Below are 21,793 nucleotides of genomic sequence, written 5' to 3'. Positions count from 1 at the left end.
CCCGGCCGGGCCTCAGGGCCTCACCACGAGCCCTCGTCGACCCTGCCCTGCCCCGCCGTCCCCCGCGCCAGCAACCCGGCGAGGAACCCGGTGACCAGCCCCCACAGCGCCGCGAAGCCGAGTGCCGTCCCCACCACGGGGCGCAGGTACAGGTCGCCGCCCAGATCCGAGCCGCCCAGGTCGCTGATGCCGAGCACGGCCAGGCCGTAGTGCGCGGAGACACGGCCGATCAGGCAGATCATCAGCACCGTGAGCACCAGCGCGACCGCCATGTGCACACCGTGCCGCCACGCGGGCGTCCGGGCCGGTGAGCGGGCCGCCATCACGAAGGCCGCCGCCAGCAGCAGCAGCGCGTCCACGACGACGAGCCACCACACGCGGCCGTCCCGCTCGGCGAGGCTGCCCAGGTTCAGCGTGGCGATGTCCGAGCCGCGCAGGACCTCGTCCAGCACATGCGGCACGGGCAGCCCGAACGGGCCCTCCACCCGGCCCTCCCAGGTGGCGCCCAGACCGATGGTGAACACCAGCCACACCAGGTTGGGCAGCCCCAGAAGCATCACCGCCAGGGTCTCGGCGGCATGGCCGCGCGTCACGGCGACCACGAAGGCGATGAGGAGGCCCAGCGCGACGCACACCAGGAGGAGCACCACCATCGCGTACGCGGCCGGCCGTACCGACTCCTGGAAGCGCAGCAGCCGGGCCGGCAGCGGCGCCCCACGCGAGACCAGCAGCGCCAGCACCAGCACGCCGGCCAGCCACAACAGGCCGAACACCAGCGTGAGCGGCACGTCGGTGGTGAAGCCGACCTTCGGGCTGATGTCGAACAGCTCGCCGATATCGCTGAGCGTGTCGTCGCCCAGCGGGAGCGCGAAGGTCTCACGGGCGGCGAAGGACAGGGCGAGCAGACCGAGCAGCCACACGACGGCGATCCGCCCCGCCCAGCCGGCCAGCTCCGCGACACCCGCGACCGCCCGGTGCCGCAGCGGGCGCAGGAAACCGGCCGCGGTCACGAGGGCTCCGACGAGGGTGACGGACAACGGGATGACGGTCAGCGCCGCCCGGGTGTCCACCAGCCCCCCGGCGTCCCCGGAGAGTTCGACCGTGCCGCCGACGGCCGTGACGACGGTCGCCGCGACCACCCGTGGGAAGGCGCCCTCCGGCAGGTCCGCGGCTCCGGCCCACAACAGCCCCAGCCCGGCGACCACACCCATGGCGATCAACGCGGTCAGGGCCGTGGTGACCGCCTGCACCCAGCCGTGTCGGGCGACTGCCTGGTCGGACAGGGTGTGCGAGCTCACCCTGCCACGCTAAGCAGCCCCTGTCCCCCGCGCCTGCCGGGAGGGCCGTCCGCGTCCGCTTGCGGCCGGGGCCCGACCGGAGCGCACAATGGTGACGTTGTGGAGCAAAGCGGCGCACCACTCGCAAAACGCCGCAGGAACCCGCGTCGGGAGTGCTTGTGAGCGCCGAACCTCCGTCTTCCGGCCGCCCCACAGGGCCGCCCTCCGGGCCCCTGTCGGGCTCCTCCCCGCCGCCCACCGGACCACCGGGAAGCGTCCCGCCCGAGGGGCCGCCGGACGGGCCGTTTCCCGGCGGTCCGTCCGAGCCCTCCCGGCGGTGGTGGAAGTCCGCGCCGCGCATCGCCATGATCACCATCGCCGTGGTGGTCGCGGTGGCGCTCGCCGTGGTCCTGACCCGCCCCGACGGCGGCGGCTCCGGCCGCAGGAGCGAGGTCTTCCTCCAGGCCGCGGGCAAGACCGGCCCGGACCCCTTCACCCCGTCCACCGCCACCACCGGATCGGCCCCGCCCACCTCCACCGCCACGGCGACCACCTCGGAGTCCGCGAACGTCCTCCGGGGCGTCAACGGCGGAGCCGGCGGCCTGTACGGCGGCACCCGCGACGTCGCCGCCTGCGACGTCGAGAAGCAGATCGAGTTCCTCCAGGAGGCCCCCGCCAAGAACGACGCGTTCGCCTCCGTCGTCGGCGTGGCCCCCTCCCAGGTCCCCGCCTACCTGCGCTCCCTCACCCCGGTCCAGCTGCGCATGGACACCCGCGTCACCAACCACGGCTACCGCGACGGCGCCGCCACCGCCTACCAGGCCGTCCTGCAGGCCGGCACCGCCGTCCTCGTCGACGGACACGGCCTGCCCAGGGTCCGCTGCGCCTGCGGCAACCCGCTGACCCCGCCGGTCGCCCAGCCGACCGCGCCGACGCCCACCGGCGACTCCTGGCCGTCGTACCGGCCCTCGAACGTCGTCGTGGTCACGCCCTCGACGACCCTCGTCAAGGTCTTCGTGCTCCACGACTCCCACGACGACGGCTGGATCGCCCGGCAACGCGGGGACACCGACTGCGACAAGGACCGCCCCGCCAAGCCGCCGGCGAACCCGCCCAGGCCGTCCCCGAGCGCCTCCCTCCCGAGCTCGCCCACGAGCCCGTCCGGCAAGCCGAGCCCCTCCGTCCCGCCGACGTCCAGGAGCACGGAATCGCCCACGCCGGCCGAGCCCTCCTCGCCGTCCCCGAAGCCGGAGCCTCCCTCCCCGGAGCCGTCGTCACCGCCGCCGCCCCCACCCACGAGCCCACCGGAGACCGAGGCCCCCTCGCCCCCGGAGGCCCCGCCGACGAACGACACGGTCACCCAGTCGGCCCCCTCCTCCGCTCCGGAGGCCCCCAGCGGCCCGCCCTCCCTGTGAGGCAGCCCATGACCGCGCGGCCGAAGGCGGGGGACTGCGCCGCCCGGCACGGGGTACGAGCACAGGTGCAGCAGCGTCCGGCCAGCCCGGCCTCCGAGAGAGAAACGCATGTTCGAGCATCTGGACGGGGCAGTGATACCGACTGGTTTCGATGTACCCGTGGAACCGCTACGGCGAGCGGCGCACTACACCGGTGAACCCGGATCCATCGCCGAGGCACGCACCTTCGCCGCGCACTTCGTCGAGCAGCTCCGCACGGAGTGGTGCGCCACCGTCGACGAGCGCGTCGGCGGCGAGGTGCTGCTGGTCGTCAGCGAACTGGTCACCAACGCCGACCGGCACAGCAACGGCCCGTACATCCTGGAACTGGAGGGCACGGACGCCTCGGTGGCGGTGTCCGTCTACGACAGCAGCGACGCGCTGCCCCTGCGGTTCCCCAAGGACCCCCGGCGCGTCGGCCGGCACGGCCTGGAGATCGTGCACGCGCTCGCGACCGAGGTGACCGCCGAGCGCGTACCGGTCGGCAAGCGCGTCCGCGCCGTGGTCCGGCTCGTACGGCAGTGACCCGGTGAGCCGTGGGGCGGGCCGCCCCACGGCTTCGGGATCAGGCGCAGCCGAGTTCGCCCAGCATCCCCTGGCGCAGCCGCGTGATGATCCGCTTGATGAGGCGGGAGACGTGCATCTGGGAGCAGCCGAGCCGCTCGCCGATCTCCGCCTGGGTGGCCTCTTCCACGAACCGCATGTGGATGATCTGCCGGTCGCGTTCACTGAGCTCGGACATCAGCGGAGCGAGGGAGTGGAAGTCCTCGACGAGCCGCAGCCCGTCCTCCTCCACCCCGATGAAGTCGGCGAGGACCGCCTCGCCGTTCTCGGGGCCGTCGCCGGTGAGTGCGGCGTCGAGCGAGGAGGAGTTGTAGCCGTTGGAGGCGATCTGCGCCTCGATGACCTCCTTCTCGGAGAGGTTCATCAGCGTGGCCAGCTCCGCGACCGTCGGCTCCCGGTCCAGCCGGCTGGCGAGCTCGTCGCGCGCCTTGGCCAGCTCGACGCGCAGCTCCTGCAGCCGCCGCGGCACGTGCACCGCCCACGTCGTGTCCCGGAAGAAGCGCTTGATCTCACCGACGATGTAGGGCAGCGCGAAGGAGGTGAACTCCACCTCGCGCGAGATCTCGAACCGGTCGATGGCCTTGATCAGGCCGATCATCCCGGTCTGGACGATGTCCTCCATGTCGTCGCCGCGGCCGCGGAACCGTCCGGCCGCGAACCGCACGAGCGACATGTTCATCTCGATGAGGGTGTTGCGCGCGTACTGGTACTCGTGCGTGCCCTCCTCGAGTTCCGTCAGTCGCTGGAAGAACTGACGGGACAGCTCACGTGCGTCGCGGGGGGCCACGCTCCTCGGGTCCTCGACTCCCGGCAGCGGTGCTCCACCCGTTCCGGTCCCGGCGGTGTCCTCGACGACCTTTGCCTCCGACCCGATCGCGGCGGTGTGCATTACCTCTCCCAAGAAAGTCACGGTACGACGTCTGCTCTTCCCGGTCAGTGAGCGGACCTATTGTGCAGGCCCGCTCACGGGCCGGATACCCCGAGTCGGCCGGCACATGCGTACCGAGTTTCCGAGCGGCCGAAACCCGCGTGGACGCCCGGCGGGCGCGGCGGGTCCGGCGGCGGGCGGACCGACGGACGTATCGGCCCGTGGGGGCTCACTCCGCTGTGCGCCGGGCGGTGACGAGCTCGTGGAGGTAGCGCTTGGTGACGGTGCCGCCGTACCGGTTCTCGATGAGGTCGCGGATGCACGTCAGCAGTCCCTGGCGGGCGGGTTCGTCGAGCGCGAGGTGTCCCGAGTAGGTCAGCAGGACGTCGATGTACGCGTCCGCCGAGTACGTCACCTCCTGGGCGTGACGACGGACCGTGACGTCCGCGTAGCGAGAGCCGAGGGTCAGCTCCCGGGTGTCGGAGGCGATGTCCTCCTCGGGCTCGAGACGCAGCCCGGGCGGTGTCGCCGGGTCCCAGCGCTCGTAGCAGCCCTGCGCGTCGGCGAAGAACTCCACGCTGCCGCCCGCCACATGGTGGGTCGTCACCAGCGCCAGCAGACCGCCCGGACGCAGGGCGTCGGCGGTCTTCGCGACCCGCAGCGACGGGTCGATCCAGTGGAACGCGGTCGCGCTCACCACCAGGTCGAACGGCTCGGCGGGCAGCGGCCAGCGCTCGAAGTCGGAGACGACGACGTCCACCTGGGGGAAGGCGTCGAGGTTCCGCCGCGCCACGGCCGCCAGCGACGGGCCCAGTTCGACCGCCGTCAGCCGGCAGCCCGTCTCCGCCAGCGGACGCGTCAACTGGCCCGTCCCCGGACCGATCTCCAGCACCCTGCTGCCCGGCCCGAGCCCTGCCGACCGGATCAACTGCCCTGCCAGCGGCGGGGGATAGGAGGGCCGAGCCCGGTCGTAGCGTTCCGCGACCGTGTCGAATGTGTCCCGCAGCATCGGATACGCCCCTTCTGTGGCCCGTTCGACCAGTGTCTGCGGTACGGACCGGGTACGAGTCGCCATTTCCCTGAGGGCGGAACGCCGGGCCCTTCCCGTGGCGGCCGCCGCTCCTAGGCTGGGAGGGTGAGCAACCAAGTGCCGAACCAAGCCCGCGTGATCCCGCTGCGTCCCTCGGCCGAGCGCCCGGGAACCGCCCGCCCCGCCGACCGGCCGCCCACCCCGAGAGAGCCCCTCTGGCGCGACCTCGTCGGCGACGTCCTGCGCCGCGAACGTCAGGCCCAGGAGCGCACCTTGAAGGACGTCGCCGACGCGGCCCGCATCTCCATGCCGTATCTGTCGGAGGTCGAGCGCGGCCGCAAGGAGGCCTCCTCGGAGGTCCTCGCGGCCGCCGCCCACGCCCTCGGCCTGAGCCTCGGCGACCTCCTGGCGCGGGCCCAGGGCGAGCTCGTCCGGCTGACCAGCCGGCACACCCACGCGAGCCGTACGGCGACCGCGTCGTCGCACGACGGGCTCTGCCTGGCCGCCTGACGCACGGGCGCGAGCCGGCGTCTCAGACCTGTACGAGGCGCCGGCTCACCACCTCGTCGGCCAGGCCGTACGCCACGGCCTCCGGGGCGGTGAACACCTTGTCGCGGTCCATGTCGGCGCGCAGGGTCGTGACGTCGTGGTGGGTGTGCCGGGCGAGCACCTCCTCGACCTGGGCGCGGATCCGGACCATCTCCTTGGCCTGGAGCGCGAGGTCCGACACCGTGCCCTGCCGGCCCCCGCTGGCCGGCTGCCCGAGCAGCACGCGCGCGTGCTCCAGCACGAACCGCCGCCCGGGGTCGCCGCCGGCCAGCAGCACGGCCGCCGTCGAGGCCGCCTGCCCGACGCAGAGCGTCGAGACCGGTGCCTGCACATACGTCATCGTGTCGTAGATCGCCATCAGCGAGGTGAACGAGCCGCCCGGCGAGTTGATGTAGATCGCGATCTCGCTCTCCGGCGCCGCCGACTCCAGATGGAGCAGTTGCGCGATGACGACGTTGGCGACGCCGTCGTCGATCTCGGTGCCGAGGAAGATGATCCGCTCCGACAGCAGCCGGCTGAACACGTCGTACGACCGCTCGCCCTGCGGGGTCCGTTCGACGACGTTCGGAATCGTGTAGGTCCCCATGTCACAGCCCCATCCGTCGCTTCGAGGCGGCCGGGCGGACGTCGGCCAGCGACTCCACGACCCGGTCCACCATGCCGTACTCCCTGGCCTCCTCGGCCGTGAACCAGCGGTCCCGGTCGCCGTCCCGGGAGATGGTCTCCGGGGACTGGCCGGTGTGCTCGGCGGTGATGCGCTCGATGGTCCGCTTGGTGAACTCCAGGTTCTCCGCCTGGATCTCGATGTCTGCGGTGGTGCCGCCGATCCCGGCCGACGGCTGGTGCATCATGATCCGCGCGTTCGGCAGGGCGTACCGTTTGCCGGGCGCGCCGACGCTCAGCAGGAACTGGCCCATGCTGGCCGCGAATCCCATGGCGAGCGTGGAGACGTCGTTGGGGATCAGCCGCATCGTGTCGTAGATGGCCAGGCCCGCGTGGACCGACCCGCCCGGGCTGTTGACGTACAGGGCGATGTCGGTGCGCGGGTCCTCCGCGGACAGGATCAGCAACTGGGCGCAGACCCGGTTCGCGGAGACCTCGTCGACCTGGGTGCCGAGCAACACGATGCGCTGGCCCAGGAGTTGGGCGGCGAGGTGGTCGTCGAACCGGGAGGGAGGGGTGTCGCCCTCCTCGGCCCGGGGCAGCAGGGCCGGCGCGTGGCCGGCGGCGCGTGGAGACATGGGCGCTCCTTGTCGAGGCTGGGTGCGGCGGCGTGTGCCGCGCTGCCTCCACCATCGGCCCGTGACCGGTCCCGCAGGGGATTTCCCTGCCCTCGGCAGATTCGCCGAGGGCAGAGCGCCCCCGGAGTGCTCAGCCGGCGCCGATCCCCTTCTCCCTCAACTCCCGGAAGAACGCCCGCACATCGCCCACCAGCAGGTCCGGCTCCTCCATCGCCGCGAAGTGCCCGCCGCGGTCGAACTCCGTCCACCGTACGAGGTTCTCCGTGCGCTCCGCCTTGCGCCGCAGCGGGATCTGCGGCTCCGCCGGGAAGAGCGCGAGCGCGGTCGGCACGGTCGACGGCTCCCTCGGCGCGGCGACGCGGCCGGTGGTGGTGTGCTGCCGCTCGTAGTAGATCCGGGCGGACGTACCGGCCGTCCCGGTCAGCCAGTAGAGCATCACGTTGGTCAGCAGCCGGTCCCGGTCCACTGCCTCCTCCGGCAGCTCCTCGGAGTCCGTCCACTCCCGGAACTTCTCAATGATCCAGGCGAGTTGACCGACCGGCGAGTCACTGAGCCCGTAGGCCAGGGTCTGCGGCCGAGTGGCCTGCTGGAAGTAGTAGCCGATGCCCTCCGCCGAGAAGGCGGTCCACCGGCGCCACGAGGTCAGCGTCCGCTCCCGCTCCTCGGGACTCAGCGCCGCCAGCTCCTCGGGCGTCGGCTCGCTCGTGGCCTGCGCACCCGGCAGCAGGTTCAGGTGGACGCCGATCACCCGGTCGGGGTGCGCGCGGCCCAGCTCGCGGGAGATGGCCGCGCCCCAGTCGCCGCCCTGCGCCCCGAACCGTTCGTAGCCGAGCCGGGACATCAGCTCGGCCCACGCGTCGGCGACCCGGCCCGCCTCCCAGCCGCTCTCCACTACGGGCCCGGACAGCCCGAAGCCGGGGATGCTCGGTACGACGACGTGGAACGCGTCGGCCGGATCCCCGCCGTGCGCCGCCGGATCCGTCAACGGGCCCACCACGTCGAGGAACTCGACGACCGACCCCGGCCAGCCATGGGTGATCACCAGCGGGGTGGCGTGCGGCTCGGGGGAGCGCACGTGCGCGAAGTGGACGTTCGCCCCGTCGATCGTGGTCGTGAACTGCGGCCACTCGTTGAGCCGCGCCTCCGCCGCCCGCCAGTCGTACGTGTGGCGCCAGTACCCCACCAGCTCCCGCAGATAGTCCGTCGGCACGCCGTACGCCCAGCCCGTCGCGGGCAGTCCCTCGGGCCAGCGGGTCCGGTCGAGGCGCGCGTGCAGGTCGTCGAGGTCGCTCTGGGGTACGTCGAGGCGGAAGGGGCGAATGCCGCGGTCGGCGGATGAGGACGTCATGTCCCGGATGCTAGTGCGGCACCGATCGACGGCCGTCCGGATTGATTCCGGGAACTGTTTCCGGCCCGGGCGATGAGTTCCGGGACGCGCGCCGGTCGACACTGATGACCGCGTTCCACGCCCCTGTACCCGCCCCAGGAGGTACACATGACCACCGACGGCTTCACCACGTGTCTCTGGTTCGACGGGCAGGCCGAGGAGGCCGCCCATCACTACGTCTCGATCTTCAAGAACTCCAGCGTCGGGAGGATCACCCGCTACACCGAGGCCGGACCGGGACCGGCCGGCTCGGTGGTCACCGTCGAGTTCACCGCGAACGGCCAGAAGTTCGTCGCGCTGAACGGCGGCCCGGAGTTCAAGTTCAACGAGGCGATCTCCTTCCAGATCCACTGCGCCGACCAGGAGGAGGTCGACCACTACTGGCACAAGCTCACCGAGGGCGGCGGCGAGCCCGGCCCCTGCGGCTGGCTCAAGGACAAGTACGGCGTGTCCTGGCAGGTCGTGCCCGGCGTGCTCATGGAGATGGTCACCGACCCCGACCAGGACAAGGCCGCCCGCGCCACCCGCGCCATGCTCTCCATGGGCAAGCTCGACATCGCCGCCCTGCGCAGGGCCTACGACGGGCAGTAGCGGCGGTCCGCCACCGATCCTCACGCGGTGTAACCGTCTTCTCCGGGGGCACACCCCGGTGGTTGACTGGACCGTCCTGCGGGTCGATCCGGCGCAGCCCGGCGAGGAACGCCCCCGGGCCCGCCGCGAGTGCCTTCGGCTTCTCCAGGGCACCCGCGACCGGGTTACGGCCGTCCGGCCACCGGTAGACGGACCACGGCCGGCAGAACCTCTCGCCGGGCTCGCCCCGCTCCAGCGGTGCCGGCGCCGCGACCGGCAGCCCCGGCCCCAGCCGGGCCGGCCAGTCGCCGTGCGTCCGACGAATTTGATGAGGTATCAGCCGGTTCCGACCATCACCTGCGGGATCTCCCACGCGATGCGCCGCATCCCCGGCGAGCGGACGGAGGGTCGGCGCGTATCGGGTCACCCTTCAGGTGGTCGCACAGCGTGGTGCCCGGGCACGGAGGGTGCCGGCGGCGCGCCGGGGCTGGGGGCCGGCCCGGCGGGCCGACGGAGGGGCACATTCGGCGCGCGAGGTGGCGGAGGGGTGACTAGCGTGAGGAACCGGACAATCCATCTCATCGGGAGGGCCGCCGTCATGGCCGTGCAACCTGAGGGAGCCCCTTGCTGGGCCGACGCGATGTTCACCGACGTCGAGGCGGCGAAGGCCTTCTACGGCGACGTCCTCGGCTGGACCTTCGGCGAGGCGTCGTCGGAGTACGGCCACTACACCCAGGCGTACGCGGACGACAAGGCGGTCGCCGCCGTCGTCCCGCCGATGCCGGGGCAGGAGGGCCCGTCCCAGTGGTGCCTCTACCTCGCCTCCGAGGACGCCGCCGCCACCGCCACCAAGGTCCGGGAGAACGGCGGTGAGGTGCTGATGGGGCCGATGGAGGTCGGTGACTTCGGCACCATGTGCCTGGCCCGCGAACCCAGCGGCGCCGTGTTCGGCGTGTGGCAGGCGGGCACCCACGAGGGCTTCGACACCATGGGAACCCCGGGCGCCTACGCCTGGGCCGAGGTCTTCACCCGCGAGCCCCAGAAGGCGGACACCTTCTTCCCCGCCGTCTTCGGCTACCGGCAGAAGCAGATGGAGGACGAGGCGATCGACTTCCGCCTCTACGACCTCGGCGAGCGCCCCGTCCTGGGCCGGATGAGGATGACGGACGACTTCCCGCCCGAGGTCCCGCCGTACGTCAACGTCTACTTCACCGTCCCCGACTGCGACGACGCCGTCGCCAGGGCGACCAAGCTCGGCGCACAGCTGCAGTTCGGGCCGATGAGCACCCCCTTCGGCCGGTTCGCCGCCCTCACCGACCCGCAGGGCGCGAACTTCTCGGTGATCGACGTCACCACCACCGAGGGCGAGGTGCCGAAGACCACCGACGTCTCGTAGCACCTGTCGCTCGGATCAGGCGACCGTGACCAGGCCCCCCGCCGGACCGTGGCATGATCGTGCGCATGCGTGAACGAGTGGTGGCCGCGTGCGACGGGGCTTCGAAGGGAAACCCGGGACCGGCCGGCTGGGCCTGGGTGATCTCCGACGACAGTGAGGCGCCGGCCCGCTGGGAGGCGGGGCCGCTCGGCAAGGCCACCAACAACGTCGCCGAACTCACCGCGCTGGAGCGCCTGCTGGCGGCGACCGACCCGGCCGTACCGCTCGAGATCCGCATGGACTCGCAGTACGCCATGAAGGCCGTCACCACCTGGCTGCCCGGCTGGAAGCGCAACGGCTGGAAGACCTCCGCCGGCAAGCCGGTCGCCAACCAGGAGCTGGTCGTGCGCATCGACGAGCTGCTCGACGGCCGCTCCGTCGACTTCCGCCATGTGCCGGCCCACCAGGTCGACGGCGACCGGCTCAACGACTTCGCGGACCGGGCCGCCAGCCAGGCGGCGAGCGTCCAGCAGCCCGCGGGCAGCGCCCTCGGCTCGCCCGAGCCGCCGCCCTCGCCCGACACCCCGCCCGCCTCGGGCGCACGTCGCCGGACCGCCGGGGGCAAGGCGCCCCGACGGTCCGGCGGTGCTTCGGCCCGCACGATCAAGGCCAAGTTCCCCGGCCGTTGCGTGTGCGGGCGGGCGTACGCGGCCGGGGAGCCGATCGCCAAGAACGACCAGGGCTGGGGCCACCCGGAGTGCCGTACGGCGGCCGCCGGGTGACCCGGGCGGCGTCGGTCAGGTGACCACGCCGCGCCAGCCGCCGGTCTCCTGGCCGCGCTGCTCGATGAACTCCTTGAAATGCTTGAGGTCGCTCTTCGTCCGGCGCTTCACGAACCCCAGCTTGTCGCCGACGGTCTCGGCGATGCCCTCCGGCTCGAAGTCCATCTGGAGCATCACCTTGGTGTGCTCGTCGTCGAGGCGGTGGAAGGTCACCACGCCGGACTGCCGTGACTCGCCGCCGACCGTCGTCCACGCGACCCGCTCGTCCGGGATCTGTTCGGTGATCTCCGCATCGAACTCCCGGTGCTGTCCGGCCACGTCCGTCACCCAGTGCGTGAGCGTGTCGGTGCGCTGCTCGATGCGCTCCACCCCGCTCATGAACTCGGGGAACGTCTCGAACTGCGTCCACTGGTTGTAGGCCGTGTGCACGGGGACACCGACCTCGATGGATTCCTCGACCTTCGTCACGGTCGTCTCCTCCTTCGCTCTCTTCGGGTACGCCGCTCGGGTACCCCTGACCTGCTTGGTGAACCTCGCGACGGTCAGTCGGTGTCGAAGGTGTAGTGCTGGGTGTGGTCGAGGAGACCGGCCGGTGTGGAGTCGTTCCACGGCTTCATGGTCTCGTTCAGGTCGACCACGTTCGGCGTCCCGGCGGCCGGCATGTACGTGGACCCCGGATGGCGGCGCTGCCACTCGGCCCACAGCTTGTCGATGTAGGCGTGGTGCAGCCAGAACACCGGATCGTTCGGGGAGACGCCGGTGGCCATCTGGCCGCCGACCCAGACATGGACCCGGTTGTGCAGGTTCACGCCCCGCCAGCCCTCCAGATGGTTGCGGAAGCCCTCCGAGGCGCTGTTCCAGGGCGCCATGTCGTACGTCGCCATCGCGAGCACCGAGTCCACCTCGGCGCGCGTCGGCAGCTCACGGACGCTCGCCCCCAGCGCCCGCCGCAGATAGGCGCGCCCGTCGACCCGCACGCTGATCGGCCAGTTCCCGGTGGACGCGGCGAACGGCCCGTCCATCACCCGCCCGTCCAGGCTGCGCCCGGTGCCGCCGAGGAAGTCCGGCGCCCACAGCGAGGCGCGCGTCGACCGGTCCACGGACCAGTCCCAGTACGGCAGCGCCACCGACGCGTCCACCGACTGCAGCGCCCGCTCGAACTCCAGCAGGAATCTGCGGTGCCAGGGCAGGAAGGACGGCGAACGGTGGCCGGTGCGCTCGCCGTTGTCGGTGTCGCCGAGGATGAAGGCGTTGTGGGTGGTGACGAAGGCGTCGTAGCGGCCGCTGCGCTTGAGTTCGAGGACGGCGGCGACGAAGCGGCGCTTCTCGTCGGCGGTGAGGGACGCCTGGTTCTTGCGGACGGTCATGTGCGGATGCTCCAAGTGTGCGGGGAGGACGGTCAGTTGGCGGGGAAGGGGAGGAGCCGGGCACCCCGCAGCTCGTCCACCGCGGCGCGGGCGGCGGCCCGCGGCGTGGGCACCGGGTCGTAGTGACTGACCACGCTGATCCAGCTGCCGTCGGCGTTGCGCATCACGTGCAGCTCCACGCCGTCGATGAACACGGCGTATCCGGCGCCGTGGTGCCCGCCCCCGTGATGACCGCCGCCGGCCGTCGGCCGGCCCTGTATCCGGCGGCCCTGGTAGACCTCGTCGAAGGAGGCGGGAGTGGTGGGGGAGGGGGCGGAGTCGGCGGAGTGGTGGTCGCTCGCCCGGGCGGCGGATGCGAGGGCGGTGTGGCCGCCCGCGGCCGCGGTGAGGGCGGCCGCGGTGGTGAGCGCACGACGACGGCTGAGTTCCGGCATGCGGACCTCCTGGGGTTCGTTCGGTTGACGACCCCGCATGCCTATCGGCCGGCCGGAGAACGGGAGAAATCCCGTATGACGGGTTGGCTGCGATCCGGACAATCAATCACATGTCGTGCAATGTTGAACCAAGATGATCTTGCTGTCCGGGGGATCCCGGATGCTCCGGAAGGGGGAATTCCTTTCCGTGGGAGCGGTTCTTTCGATGGGTTTTCGTCTGCCGCCGCGCCGCCGGTGGTGTGGCTCACGTGCGGAAAGTGGCGGAATCGAGGGTGTGGGCCGAAGCCCGGCACCCTTTCCACCTGCTACCCTCCGTCGTCAATTGACCACTTTTCGTAATACCTAGGGGTGTGCGTGAAGGTCGCCTGCGTCGGCGGCGGGCCCGCCGGCCTGTATCTCTCGATCCTGCTCAAGCGGCAGAACCCGTCCCACGACATCACCGTCCACGAGCGCAACCCGGAGGGCTCGACCTACGGGTGGGGCGTCACCTACTGGCGAGGGCTCCTCGACAAACTCCACGCGCACGACCCCGAGTCGGCCCGCGCCGTCGAGCAGAGCTCCGTCCGCTGGAACCAAGGCGTCGCGCACGTACGGGACATGGCCACCCGTCAGCCCGGCGACGAGGGCCACGGCATCGGCCGCCACAAGCTCCTGGAGATCCTCGCCGACCGTGCCCGCGCCCTCGGCGTACGGCTGGAGTTCGAGCACGAGATCACGGCCGAGGACCCCCCGGAGGCCGACCTCGTCGTCGCGGCCGACGGCGTCCACAGCGCCCTGCGCACCCACCACGCCGGACACTTCGGCGCCGAACTGACGGCGGGCCGCAACCCGTACATCTGGCTCGGCACCACCAAGGTCTTCGACTCCTTCACCTTCGCCTTCGTGGAGACCGAGCACGGCTGGATCTGGTGCTACGGCTATCCCTTCAGCTCCGAGCGGAGCACCTGCGTCATCGAGTGCGCCCCCGAGACCCTGACCGGACTCGGCCTGGACCGGGCGGGCGAGGCCGACGGACTGGCCCGCCTCGAGAAGCTCTTCGCGCACATCCTCGACGGCCGCGAACTGATCGGTCGTGCCTCCGCCGACGGCAGCTCCCCCTGGCTGACCTTCCGCACCCTCACCAACCGCACCTGGTACCGCGACAACCTCGTCCTCCTCGGCGACGCCGCCCACACCACGCACTACTCCATCGGCGCCGGCACCACCCTCGCCCTGGAGGACGCCTTCGCACTGGCCGAGGCCCTGCGCATGTGCGCCGACCTCCCGCAGGCCCTCGCGCGCTACGAGCGGGAACGCAAGTCGGCCCTGCTCTCCCTGCAGAGCGCCGCCCGCTACAGCGCCCAGTGGTACGAGAACCTGACCCGCTACATCCATCTGCCCCCGCAGCAGATGTTCGCCCTCCTCGGCCAGCGCCACTCACCCCTGCTGCCCTACGTACCGCCCCAGCTGTACTACCGGCTCGACCGGGCCGCGGGCCAGCTGGAGGCGCTGCGCCGGTTCAAGCGCTGGCTCGGCCCGAAGCTCGCGCGGACGGCGCACGCACGGGCCCTGACCTCCGGCAGGTAACCCGCACGGACCTCCTGCGGTGGGGGGAATGGCAGTTCGTCGTTACGTTGAATTGCCATTCACCCTCTTTCTCCGCCGGCCGCTGGAGTGCCCATGCCGTCCCTTGCTCCGATAACAGCCCCCACCACGGGCTCCGCCGGCCTGCGGTCCCGCCTCACCATCCCGGTCCTGGCCTACTGCGGCACCCTCATGGCCGTCATGCAGACCGTCGTCATCCCCCTGCTGCCCGACCTCCCGCGCCTGACCGGCGCCTCGGCGGGGGCGGTCTCCTGGACGGTGACGGCCTCCCTGCTGTCCGGCGCCGTCCTCACCCCGGTCCTGGGCCGCGCCGGGGACATGTACGGCAAGCGGCGGGTGCTGCTCCTGTCGTTCGGCCTGATGACCGTCGGCTCGGTGATCTGCGCCCTGACCTCCGACATCGGTGTGCTGATCGTGGCCCGCACCCTCCAGGGAGCCGCCTCCGCCGTCGTCCCGCTGTCGATCAGCATCCTGCGCGACGAACTCCCGCCGGAGCGCCGCGGCTCGGCGGTGGCGCTGATGAGCGCCACCGTCGGGACCGGCGCCGCGCTGGGGCTGCCGGCCGCGGCGCTGGTGGTGCAGTACACCAACTGGCACGTGATGTTCTGGGTGACCTCGGTCCTCGGTGTGACCGGTGTCGCGCTGATCCGGTGCGCGGTGCCGGAGTCGCCGGTGCGCCGGCCCGGACGGTTCGATGTGACGGGTGCGCTGGGGCTGGCCGCCGGACTGATCTGCCTGCTCCTCGCCATCTCCCAGGGCGGCCAGTGGGGCTGGGGCAGCGTCCCCATCCGGGCCCTGTTCCTCGGCGCCGTGGTCGTACTGGGCCTGTGGTGGCGGCAGCAACTGCGCACGACCGAACCTTTGGTGGACCTGCGGCTCGCCGCACGCCCCCGTGTCGGCCTCGTCCATGTGGCCGGGCTCGTCACCGGCTTCGCGTTCTACGCCAACTCGCTGGTCACGGCCCAGCTGGTGCAGGCGCCCGAGGCCAGCGGCTACGGCCTCGGGCTGTCCATCGTCCAGACGGGCCTGGTGCTGCTGCCCGGCGGCATCGTCATGCTGCTCGTCTCCCCGCTCGCCGCCCGTATCTCCGAGGCCCGCGGTCCGCGCGTCACCCTCACCCTCGGGGCCGCCGTGATCGCCGCCGGGTACGCCGTGCGCGTCGTCGACAGCCGCGACCTCTGGGTGATCATCGTGGGGGCCGCTGTCGTGGCGACCGGCACCACCCTCTCCTACTCGGCGCTGCCCGCGCTGGTCCTGCGCGCCGTCCCGGCCGAGCAGACCGCTTCCGCGAACGGCGTCAACGTGCTCATGCGCACGATCGGGCAGGCCGCCTCCAGCGCCGCCGTCGCCGCGGTCCTCGTGCACCACACCGGCCTCGTCGGGGGCGCGCCGGTGCCGACGTTGCACGGCTATGTGCTGGCCTTCGGCGTCGCGGGCGCGGGTGCCCTGGCGGCGTGCGCGGTGGCGCTGACGATCCCCGGTGATCCGGAGGCGGAGGGCAGACGGCGGGTTCGTGGCCGTACCCGGACCGTCGAGGACGGGGCGATGGAGGGAGCATGAGCCTGCGCGCCGGGCCGGCCCTCGCCACGGGCCGACGGCGCGTACCCGCCTCACGCCCTACGGGAACAGCCGCCCGTGCAGCGGCGCGCGGAACACCCGGTGCGGGTCCAGCCGCTCCAGCGTGCCCGCCGCCTGGCCGAACACCTCGCCGAAGGACTCCGGCACCGTCGTCCCCAGCACCTCCGCGTCGCTCCAGGCGGCCTCGTCCGTGTATCCCCAGCCCTTGGACCACTCCACCCGGGTCAGGGCATGGGTCCCGTCGTACGTCGAGAGCAGGAACCGCTCCAGTTCGCGGTAGAACGCGTCGGCGTAGGGCGTCCCCGGCAGGGTCAGCACGTCAAGCCACACGGCCGTGTCCCACTCGGGATGCTCCGCCACCGGGCGCGACGCGGACAGCGACGGCGCCCGGGCACCGGCCAGTTCGGCGTCCGCCGGGTCGTCGAGGCCGGTGACGCGGATCTCCACCGAGCCGTTGACGGGAAAGCGGCCGAGCGCCGCGTAGGCGTTCAGCCGCTCCCGGTAGAAGGCGGTGAACTCGGAGACGACGCGCTGCACCTGGTCCCGGCCGGTGAGCACCGCGTATCCGTTGGCGTGCACCCGCAGCGTCGTCGGCCGGATGTACAGCAGCGTGTTCTTCGACGGCCCCCAGATGTCCGCGGACATTGTCGTCACCAGCCCCAGCGCGGCCACGTCGAGCTGTGCGTTGCCCAGCACCGGCGCCAGGTACCAGGCCGCGTCCGAGACCATCCGCCCGGCGAGCTCCGCGACCGGCTTCGGCACGTTGTCGGAGAACGGGTAGTTGTACGGGCCCGTCACGCGCCGTGAGGTGAGTGGCCTGGCCGGCTCGACCGACCACACCTTGAGCCACGGGGCCTCGGTGAACGCGAACCAGATCGCCTCGACCCGCCCGTCCGACTCCAGGAAACTCGCCAGGGTTCGCCCGCCCGACCCGGGGGCCGCGAACAGCTCGCCCGCCGGGATGTCCGTACGGCTGACGCAGCGCAGGTCGGTGTTCGGCCCGACCCGCAGCGTCACCTCCGTGACCAGCGAGCGCCCGAGATGCGTGAGGAGAGCCGCGCAGTCCGCCTCGTCGCGGGTGAAGGTCCGCAGCACGTACGCGTCACTGCCGGCGTCCCACACCACGGCCGTGAGGGACAGCACGAGGTTGCTGAGCGAACCGTAGGTGTGCCCCGGCAGCCGCGCCTCGCCCCGCGCGGGGACGGCGGTGCCGTGCGCGTCGACGGCCAGGGCACCGCCCAGCGTGAGGTCGCCGGGCGCCGGGCAGGCGGTGACCCCGAGGCCGTGCTTCTCGAGGAAGGTGAGCAGACTCTCCAGCGTCACCCCCGTACCGGCGCGGACCTCGTCGGCCGACTCCAGGGTCAGGCCGGTCAGACGCGGGGCGGTGTCGACGAGCAGGACCCGGGCGTCCGACGGCGTCCCCGCCGGGATCGTCAGGGGCGACCAGCCGTGCGCGGCGCCCCGCGGACGCACCGTCCAGCCGTGGCGCCAGGCCCAGTTGACGACGGCGACCACCTGGTCGGGGCCGTCGGGGGCGCAGGCCCACAGCCCGGTCGCCGTGATCTCGCCGTCCCAGTTGCGGTACGCCGTACGGGAGAGGGACACGTCCGCCGGGAAGTCCGGCAGCTCCTGCGCCGCGACGGCCGGGTCCGCCGCGATCAGACAGGGCACGGCGGTCAGGGCGGCCGCGGTGCGCAGGAAGCCGCGGCGGGTCCACGAAGTGTCGTCCGGCTGGTGGTTGCTCACTGAACGATCAGTCACGCGTTCACGCTAGGCGCCGGTCGGCACGGGGGACCGAACTGTCGAACATCCGCACCCGTGTGGGTGAAAGATTCACAGGTGACGGGCCGGAGCGGCCGGTTCCGTGCAAGGCCGGGGCGGATGACAGACTGACGCCATGGACGAGCGCGAATTCGGCAGATCTGGTCAGCACGCATCCGTCGTCGGTCTCGGCACCTGGCAGCTGGGCGCCGACTGGGGAGACGTCGACGACAAGGAGGCACTGAAGGTCCTGGAGGCGGCGGCCGAGTCGGGGGTCACCTTCTTCGACACCGCCGACGTCTACGGCGACGGACGCAGCGAGCAGACCATCGCCACCTTCCTCAGCAGCCGCCCCGACCTGCACGTGCTGGTCGCCACCAAGATGGGACGCCGCGTCGAGCAGATCCCCGAGAACTACGTCCTGGACAACTTCCGCGCCTGGAACGACCGCTCCCGCCGCAACCTCGGCGTCGACCGCATCGACCTCGTGCAGCTGCACTGCCCGCCCACCCCCGTCTACTCCTCGGACGAGGTGTTCGACGCCCTCGACACCCTGGTCGAGGAGGAGCGCGTCGCGCACTACGGCGTCAGCGTGGAGACCTGCGCCGAGGCCCTCACCGCGATCGCCCGGCCCGGCGTGGCGAGCGTGCAGATCATTCTCAACCCCTTCCGCATGAAGCCCCTCCTCGAGGTGCTGCCCGCGGCCCGGGAGGCCGGCGTCGGCATCATCGCCCGGGTCCCGCTCGCCTCCGGCCTGCTCTCCGGCAAGTACACCAAGGACACCGTCTTCCCGGCGAACGACCACCGCACCTACAACCGGCACGGCGAGTCCTTCGACCAGGGCGAGACCTTCTCCGGCGTCGACTACGCCACCGGCGTCGAGGCCGCCGCCGAGTTCGCCGCCCTCGCCCCCGAGGGATACACCCCGGCCCAGGTGGCACTGCGCTGGATCATCCAGCAGCCCGGAGTGACCACCGTGATCCCGGGCGCCCGCTCGCCCGAGCAGGCCCGCGCCAACGCGGCCGCCGCCAAGCTGCCGGGCCTGTCCGAGGAGACGCTGACGGCGATCCGGGACCTGTACGAGCGGCGGATCAGGGAACAGGTCGAAGGACGCTGGTAGCCGGCCCCGGGCGGCGACCGGAGAACATCGCCGCTCGGCGGGTACTCGCGGGGAGAGAAGACGGAAGGGTCACTCGAACCGGGAGGACTGGTGACGAGCATCGGAGACGGCGTCGAGCGGCGCAGGGGACGCAACGAGACCGAGGAGGAGAGAGCCGACCGCATGTGGGGGGAGCTGATCCAGGAGGTCCGCGTCGCCCAGACGGGCGTCCAGATCCTCTTCGGCTTCCTCCTGACGGTCGTGTTCACGCCGCGCTACGCGGGCCTGGGCGACACCGACCAGACCATCTACATCGTGACGGTCGTGCTGGGCGCGTGCGCCACCGGCGCCCTGATCGGCCCCGTCTCCCTGCACCGGCTGGTCTCCGGGCGGCGGGTGAAGCCGCAGGCGGTGCGGTGGGCCTCCCGGCTGACCTTCGTGGGCCTGCTCCTGCTGCTCGCCACCATGACCGCCGCGCTGCTGCTCGTCCTGCGCGTGGCCACCCACGACGACTACGTCCCCTGGCTGGTGGCGGCCGTGGTCCTGTGGTACGTGCTGTGCTGGTACGCGCTGCCGCTGTGGACCCGGCGCCGCTACACGACGCGGTGACGGCGGTGAAGGACGCGGTGGCGGTGAGGGCGGTGAGGCCGACAGCCGTGCGGCCGTCGGGGGCGGGCACTGCTCAGCGCCCGCCCGGCCGTGCGCTCAGTGCGTGCCCCGGGCTCCGCGCAGCGCCGTGATGCAGCTGCCGATCGCCTGCTGGAGCTCCTCCAACTGCTGGACCATGTCGTCCTCGTAGAAGTCCTGGGCGTCGTCGAAGGTCAGTTCCTCGAACACCTTCGTCGCCTTCTGCAGGCTGCTGTAGAACTTCGTGCGCCGCTCCTGCACCCGCAGCTCGGGGTCGGCCTCCACGGCCTCCACGACAAGGCCCTTCAGGGTGTCGTAGGCCTCGCTCGCCCACTCGCCGGCGTCCTCGTCCTCGTCCAGTTCGTCGATGAGCGACAGATGCCGCTCGGCCTCCTGACGCAGTGCGGCGGGCGCGTCGACGGTCTGCCCCGCGGGCGTCCTGATCTGCCCGGACTCGGCGATCTGGCGGACGTAGCCGATACGGTCCGCGGAACGGCTCTCGCTGGCGACGGCCTTCTTCAGGTCGTCGGTGCGTACGACGTCGCGCGCCAGCTCGGTCTGCAGCTCCGGGTCCTCCTTGACGCGGTCCAGGAGCGCGGCACGGGCCGCCCGGGCGGTGGAGGGGTCGGCGAGGATCGCGGCGCGCAGGGCGGTGGGATTCTCCGCGACCTCCAGGGCCTTGGTCGGCCGGATGCCCTCCGCCTCGGCGGCCTCCGCGATCGCGGTGCCGCGCTCGGAGGTGGCGCTGGAGCGGGAGACGTAGTACGTCAGCCAGACGTCGGCGTCGGGCAGCTCCACCTCCTGGCCCGGGGCCAGCTCCTCGAAGTGCGGGACGAGACCGTCGTCGGCGGCCCGGTCCCAGGCCTTGTAGTAGCGCATGACCCGTTCGGGGGAGCAGCCGGCCAGCTCGGCGAACTCCTTCGCCGACACCTTCGGCGTCTCGTCCGCGCTCTGCCCGCCCGGCCGGACGCTGCGCGCCACCATCAGCCCGAAGGCCCACCCGCCGGTGCGCGCGTACACGCCGAACTCACGCGCGTCCCGCGCCACGAGGTCGGACAGGGGAGCGGAGGACGGGCCGGCGGACGTCCCGGACGGGTCGATCGCGGACGGGTCGATCGCAAGGGTCACGGATGACTCTCCTGTACAGGCTGCTGGAACGCACACCTCGGGAATGCGAGGGTGCCGACCAGCAGCCTAGGGGACCTGTCGGCGACGGCGGGGCAGGTCCGAGGCCCTTGCCGTGGACCGCGTCAGCCGCCGAACGCGTCGCGCAGCGCGGGCAGCAGCGTCTTCTCCGACCAGTCGAGATACGCCGGCTGCGAGTCGCCGCCGATCTGCACCAGGGCGATCTCGGTGAACCCGGCCTCCGCGTACGGGCGTACGGCCTCGACGAAGTCGTCCGGGTCGTCCCCGCACGGGATCGAGGCGGCGACGTCGTCGGGGGTCACGAACTGGGTCGCCGACTCGAAGGAGTCGGGATGCGGCAGTTCGGAGTTCACCTTCCAGCCGCTGCCGAACCAGCGGAACTGCGCGTGCGCCCGCTTCACGGCGGTGTCCCGGTCGGCGTCGTAGCAGACCGGCAGTTGGCCCACGCGCGGTTTGCCCGAGCCGCCGTGCCGGTCGAACGCCTCCAGCAGGCCCGCCTTGGGCTCGGTGGCGATCACCAGATCGGCCAGCCGGCCCGCGAGCCTGCACGACTGCTCCCCGGAGACGGCGATGCCGATCTCGGGCGGCTCCTCGGGCAGGTCCCACAGCCGCGCCGACTCCACGTCGAAGTGCGTGCCGTGCCGTGTCACATGACCGCCCTCGAAGAGCGCGCGGATGATCTCCACGGCCTCCTCGAGCATCTCGTGCCGTACGTCCACGGAGGGCCAACCGCCGCCCACCACGTGCTCGTTGAGGTTCTCCCCGGAGCCGAGCCCGAGCCGGAAGCGGCCTTCGGACAGCAGCTGCATCGTCGCCGCCTTCTGCGCGACGATCGCCGGGTGGTAGCGGACGGTCGGACACGTCACGTACGTCATCAGCGGAATGCGGGACGTCGCCTGCGCGGCCGCGCCCAGCACGCTCCACGCGTACGGCGCGTGGCCCTGTGAGCGCAGCCACGGAAAGTAGTGGTCCGACGTCACCGAGAAGTCGAATCCGGCCTCCTCGGCCTGCACCAGGTGGTCGACCAGTTCACGAGGGCCGGCCTGTTCGGTCATCATCGTGTATCCGATTCGCACCATGGGTGCCGAGTCCCCGGCGGG

The 21,793-nt window shown here is 72.0% G+C and carries 23 protein-coding genes; 10 read left to right on the top strand and 13 right to left on the bottom strand.

Translation table 11 applies throughout. From position 1 onward, the window contains the following. Window positions 1–20: 20 nt before the first annotated feature. The gene (locus ACPT94_RS28940) at window positions 21–1,298 is read right to left on the bottom strand and encodes a streptophobe family protein (protein WP_425247195.1); all 1,278 of its coding nucleotides are present in this window, start codon (window positions 1,296–1,298) and stop codon (window positions 21–23) included. Window positions 1,299–1,456: 158 nt separating this feature from the next. Here ACPT94_RS28940 and ACPT94_RS28935 point away from each other — a divergent pair, with 158 nt between their 5' ends. Both ACPT94_RS28935 and ACPT94_RS28930 read left to right on the top strand, forming a co-directional pair. Beyond that, window positions 1,457–2,692: a DUF6777 domain-containing protein gene (locus tag ACPT94_RS28935; protein ID WP_425247194.1), complete on the top strand. Its 1,236-nt coding sequence runs from the start codon at window positions 1,457–1,459 to the stop codon at window positions 2,690–2,692. A 108-nt stretch (window positions 2,693–2,800) separates the two neighbouring features. Next, on the top strand, window positions 2,801–3,256 hold the full coding sequence (locus ACPT94_RS28930; protein WP_360339274.1) for an ATP-binding protein: 456 nt from the start codon (window positions 2,801–2,803) through the stop codon (window positions 3,254–3,256). A 40-nt stretch (window positions 3,257–3,296) separates the two neighbouring features. Here ACPT94_RS28930 and ACPT94_RS28925 read toward each other — a convergent pair whose 3' ends face one another. Further along, the gene (locus ACPT94_RS28925) at window positions 3,297–4,184 is read right to left on the bottom strand and encodes an RNA polymerase sigma factor SigF (RefSeq protein ID WP_360339489.1); all 888 of its coding nucleotides are present in this window, start codon (window positions 4,182–4,184) and stop codon (window positions 3,297–3,299) included. 208 nt (window positions 4,185–4,392) lie between these two features. Then, window positions 4,393–5,172, bottom strand: a complete 780-nt coding sequence (locus ACPT94_RS28920; RefSeq protein ID WP_360339271.1) for a class I SAM-dependent methyltransferase — start codon at window positions 5,170–5,172, stop codon at window positions 4,393–4,395. A 126-nt stretch (window positions 5,173–5,298) separates the two neighbouring features. On the opposite strand from ACPT94_RS28920, the gene ACPT94_RS28915 reads away from it, so the two are divergent. Then, complete coding sequence (locus tag ACPT94_RS28915; protein WP_360339268.1) at window positions 5,299–5,703, top strand: helix-turn-helix domain-containing protein; 405 nt, start codon at window positions 5,299–5,301, stop codon at window positions 5,701–5,703. Between the two features lie 22 nt (window positions 5,704–5,725). Here ACPT94_RS28915 and ACPT94_RS28910 read toward each other — a convergent pair whose 3' ends face one another. From ACPT94_RS28910 to ACPT94_RS28900, 3 genes are all read right to left on the bottom strand, one after another. Continuing rightward, on the bottom strand, window positions 5,726–6,328 hold the full coding sequence (locus ACPT94_RS28910) for a ClpP family protease (protein ID WP_360339265.1): 603 nt from the start codon (window positions 6,326–6,328) through the stop codon (window positions 5,726–5,728). 1 nt (window position 6,329) lies between these two features. Then, window positions 6,330–6,983 carry an ATP-dependent Clp protease proteolytic subunit gene (locus ACPT94_RS28905; protein ID WP_360339262.1) on the bottom strand — a complete coding sequence of 218 codons (654 nt, stop codon included), beginning with the start codon at window positions 6,981–6,983 and terminating at the stop codon, window positions 6,330–6,332. Between the two features lie 130 nt (window positions 6,984–7,113). Then, entirely contained in the window at window positions 7,114–8,331 is a 1,218-nt protein-coding gene (locus ACPT94_RS28900) for an epoxide hydrolase family protein (RefSeq protein ID WP_360339259.1), read from the bottom strand. A gap of 147 nt (window positions 8,332–8,478) precedes the next feature. Between ACPT94_RS28900 and ACPT94_RS28895 the strand changes: the two genes are divergently transcribed. Continuing rightward, window positions 8,479–8,961, top strand: coding sequence for a VOC family protein (locus ACPT94_RS28895; protein WP_425247193.1), 483 nt, complete (start codon window positions 8,479–8,481; stop codon window positions 8,959–8,961). Here the strand turns inward: ACPT94_RS28895 and ACPT94_RS28890 are convergent. Beyond that, on the bottom strand, window positions 8,858–9,313 hold the full coding sequence (locus ACPT94_RS28890; protein WP_425247208.1) for a phosphotransferase: 456 nt from the start codon (window positions 9,311–9,313) through the stop codon (window positions 8,858–8,860). The two genes, ACPT94_RS28895 and ACPT94_RS28890, sit on opposite strands and share 104 nt — an antisense overlap. Window positions 9,314–9,538: 225 nt before the next feature. Here ACPT94_RS28890 and ACPT94_RS28885 point away from each other — a divergent pair, with 225 nt between their 5' ends. After that, complete coding sequence (locus ACPT94_RS28885) at window positions 9,539–10,336, top strand: VOC family protein (protein WP_360339250.1); 798 nt, start codon at window positions 9,539–9,541, stop codon at window positions 10,334–10,336. A gap of 53 nt (window positions 10,337–10,389) precedes the next feature. Beyond that, window positions 10,390–11,097: a ribonuclease H family protein gene (locus tag ACPT94_RS28880; RefSeq protein WP_360339247.1), complete on the top strand. Its 708-nt coding sequence runs from the start codon at window positions 10,390–10,392 to the stop codon at window positions 11,095–11,097. A gap of 15 nt (window positions 11,098–11,112) precedes the next feature. On the opposite strand, the gene ACPT94_RS28875 is transcribed toward ACPT94_RS28880, so the two are convergent. From ACPT94_RS28875 to melC1, 3 genes are all read right to left on the bottom strand, one after another. Beyond that, on the bottom strand, window positions 11,113–11,565 hold the full coding sequence (locus tag ACPT94_RS28875; protein ID WP_360339244.1) for an SRPBCC family protein: 453 nt from the start codon (window positions 11,563–11,565) through the stop codon (window positions 11,113–11,115). A 74-nt stretch (window positions 11,566–11,639) separates the two neighbouring features. Beyond that, window positions 11,640–12,464, bottom strand: a complete 825-nt coding sequence (gene melC2, locus ACPT94_RS28870; RefSeq protein ID WP_360339241.1) for a tyrosinase MelC2 — start codon at window positions 12,462–12,464, stop codon at window positions 11,640–11,642. A gap of 32 nt (window positions 12,465–12,496) precedes the next feature. Next, on the bottom strand, window positions 12,497–12,898 hold the full coding sequence (gene melC1 / locus ACPT94_RS28865; protein WP_360339238.1) for an apotyrosinase chaperone MelC1: 402 nt from the start codon (window positions 12,896–12,898) through the stop codon (window positions 12,497–12,499). A 354-nt stretch (window positions 12,899–13,252) separates the two neighbouring features. On the opposite strand from melC1, the gene ACPT94_RS28860 reads away from it, so the two are divergent. Further along, window positions 13,253–14,464, top strand: coding sequence for an FAD-dependent monooxygenase (locus ACPT94_RS28860; RefSeq protein WP_360339235.1), 1,212 nt, complete (start codon window positions 13,253–13,255; stop codon window positions 14,462–14,464). 93 nt (window positions 14,465–14,557) lie between these two features. After that, on the top strand, window positions 14,558–16,042 hold the full coding sequence (locus ACPT94_RS28855; protein ID WP_360339232.1) for an MFS transporter: 1,485 nt from the start codon (window positions 14,558–14,560) through the stop codon (window positions 16,040–16,042). A 57-nt stretch (window positions 16,043–16,099) separates the two neighbouring features. On the opposite strand, the gene ACPT94_RS28850 is transcribed toward ACPT94_RS28855, so the two are convergent. After that, window positions 16,100–17,821, bottom strand: coding sequence for a cholesterol oxidase substrate-binding domain-containing protein (locus ACPT94_RS28850; protein WP_360339229.1), 1,722 nt, complete (start codon window positions 17,819–17,821; stop codon window positions 16,100–16,102). Window positions 17,822–17,957: 136 nt separating this feature from the next. On the opposite strand from ACPT94_RS28850, the gene ACPT94_RS28845 reads away from it, so the two are divergent. After that, window positions 17,958–18,941 (top strand): aldo/keto reductase, encoded by a 984-nt coding sequence (locus ACPT94_RS28845; protein ID WP_425247192.1) that lies wholly within the window; start codon window positions 17,958–17,960, stop codon window positions 18,939–18,941. A 162-nt stretch (window positions 18,942–19,103) separates the two neighbouring features. Next, a complete protein-coding gene (locus ACPT94_RS28840) occupies window positions 19,104–19,529 on the top strand; it encodes a DUF6328 family protein (protein ID WP_360339486.1) in 426 nt (141 codons plus the stop codon). 96 nt (window positions 19,530–19,625) lie between these two features. On the opposite strand, the gene ACPT94_RS28835 is transcribed toward ACPT94_RS28840, so the two are convergent. Beyond that, complete coding sequence (locus ACPT94_RS28835; protein WP_425247191.1) at window positions 19,626–20,675, bottom strand: hypothetical protein; 1,050 nt, start codon at window positions 20,673–20,675, stop codon at window positions 19,626–19,628. A gap of 122 nt (window positions 20,676–20,797) precedes the next feature. Further along, window positions 20,798–21,772 (bottom strand): LLM class F420-dependent oxidoreductase, encoded by a 975-nt coding sequence (locus ACPT94_RS28830; RefSeq protein WP_360339223.1) that lies wholly within the window; start codon window positions 21,770–21,772, stop codon window positions 20,798–20,800. Window positions 21,773–21,793: the final 21 nt, after the last annotated feature.

Source organism: Streptomyces aurantiaciflavus, from assembly GCF_049808595.1.
GTDB lineage: Bacteria > Actinomycetota > Actinomycetes > Streptomycetales > Streptomycetaceae > Streptomyces.
Note: the sequence above shows the minus strand (reverse complement) of the source record. Positions and strands in the feature narration are given on the sequence as shown.

Excerpts from the sequence above, each read along its gene's own strand:
- ACPT94_RS28930 (WP_360339274.1), top strand. The coding sequence starts at position 2,801 with ATGTTCGAGCATCTGGACGGGGCAGTGATACCGACTGGTTTCGATGTA.
- ACPT94_RS28925 (WP_360339489.1), bottom strand. The coding sequence starts at position 4,184 with ATGCACACCGCCGCGATCGGGTCGGAGGCAAAGGTCGTCGAGGACACC.
- ACPT94_RS28920 (WP_360339271.1), bottom strand. The coding sequence starts at position 5,172 with ATGCTGCGGGACACATTCGACACGGTCGCGGAACGCTACGACCGGGCT.
- ACPT94_RS28910 (WP_360339265.1), bottom strand. The coding sequence starts at position 6,328 with ATGGGGACCTACACGATTCCGAACGTCGTCGAACGGACCCCGCAGGGC.
- ACPT94_RS28905 (WP_360339262.1), bottom strand. The coding sequence starts at position 6,983 with ATGTCTCCACGCGCCGCCGGCCACGCGCCGGCCCTGCTGCCCCGGGCC.
- ACPT94_RS28900 (WP_360339259.1), bottom strand. The coding sequence starts at position 8,331 with ATGACGTCCTCATCCGCCGACCGCGGCATTCGCCCCTTCCGCCTCGAC.
- ACPT94_RS28895 (WP_425247193.1), top strand. The coding sequence starts at position 8,479 with ATGACCACCGACGGCTTCACCACGTGTCTCTGGTTCGACGGGCAGGCC.
- ACPT94_RS28885 (WP_360339250.1), top strand. The coding sequence starts at position 9,539 with ATGGCCGTGCAACCTGAGGGAGCCCCTTGCTGGGCCGACGCGATGTTC.
- ACPT94_RS28880 (WP_360339247.1), top strand. The coding sequence starts at position 10,390 with ATGATCGTGCGCATGCGTGAACGAGTGGTGGCCGCGTGCGACGGGGCT.
- melC2 (WP_360339241.1), bottom strand. The coding sequence starts at position 12,464 with ATGACCGTCCGCAAGAACCAGGCGTCCCTCACCGCCGACGAGAAGCGC.
- melC1 (WP_360339238.1), bottom strand. The coding sequence starts at position 12,898 with ATGCCGGAACTCAGCCGTCGTCGTGCGCTCACCACCGCGGCCGCCCTC.
- ACPT94_RS28855 (WP_360339232.1), top strand. The coding sequence starts at position 14,558 with ATGCCGTCCCTTGCTCCGATAACAGCCCCCACCACGGGCTCCGCCGGC.
- ACPT94_RS28845 (WP_425247192.1), top strand. The coding sequence starts at position 17,958 with ATGGACGAGCGCGAATTCGGCAGATCTGGTCAGCACGCATCCGTCGTC.
- ACPT94_RS28840 (WP_360339486.1), top strand. The coding sequence starts at position 19,104 with ATGTGGGGGGAGCTGATCCAGGAGGTCCGCGTCGCCCAGACGGGCGTC.
- ACPT94_RS28830 (WP_360339223.1), bottom strand. The coding sequence starts at position 21,772 with ATGGTGCGAATCGGATACACGATGATGACCGAACAGGCCGGCCCTCGT.